Genomic DNA, 646 nt, shown 5'->3' with positions numbered 1-646 from the left:
CCCACCAACCCGCTCCACCACACCCGACAACGCCACCTCAGACCGCGCCGACACCAACCACGGCACCACAACCGAAGACCCCACAGACACCAAACCCGAACCCAGAACCGAACCCAGAACCGAACCCAGAACCGAACCCTGACCCGGACCCGAACCCTGACCCGGACCCGAACCCTGGCCCGGAACCAGAGCCGAAGACTCAGCCACCGGCCGCTCAACCACCCGCTCCCGCACAGCCGGCACAGGCCCCTGCTCCAGAACCACATGCGCGTTCGTCCCACTGAACCCGAACGACGACACACCAGCCCGACGCGGGCGTCGCACGTCCGGCCATCCGGTCGGCTCGGCGATCAGTCGGACGGCTCCCTCGCTCCAGTCGACGTGCGTCGAGGGTTCATCGGCGTGCAGCGTCGGCGGGAGTACACCGTGTTCCAGCGCCTTGACCGCCTTGATGATGCCCGCCACGCCTGCGGCCGCCTGGGTGTGACCGATGTTCGACTTCACCGACCCCAGGAACAGCGGCACGTCGCGGTCCTGGCCGTAGGTGGCCATCAACGCCTGCGCCTCGATCGGATCGCCGAGCGTGGTACCGGTGCCATGCGCCTCCACCACATCCACATCCCCCGCCGACAACCCCGCCGACGCA

General features: G+C 68.4%; 1 protein-coding gene. It reads right to left on the bottom strand.

Annotation, left to right across the window (positions count from 1 at the left end):
* Positions 1-646: ketoacyl-synthetase C-terminal extension domain-containing protein (locus SCWH03_RS28290; RefSeq protein WP_173267777.1), on the bottom strand; the 646-nt coding region annotated here is incomplete at both ends.

The sequence above is a fragment of the Streptomyces pacificus genome (assembly GCF_011766325.1).
Taxonomy (GTDB): Bacteria; Actinomycetota; Actinomycetes; order Streptomycetales; family Streptomycetaceae; genus Streptomyces; species Streptomyces pacificus.
Note: the sequence above shows the minus strand (reverse complement) of the source record. Positions and strands in the feature narration are given on the sequence as shown.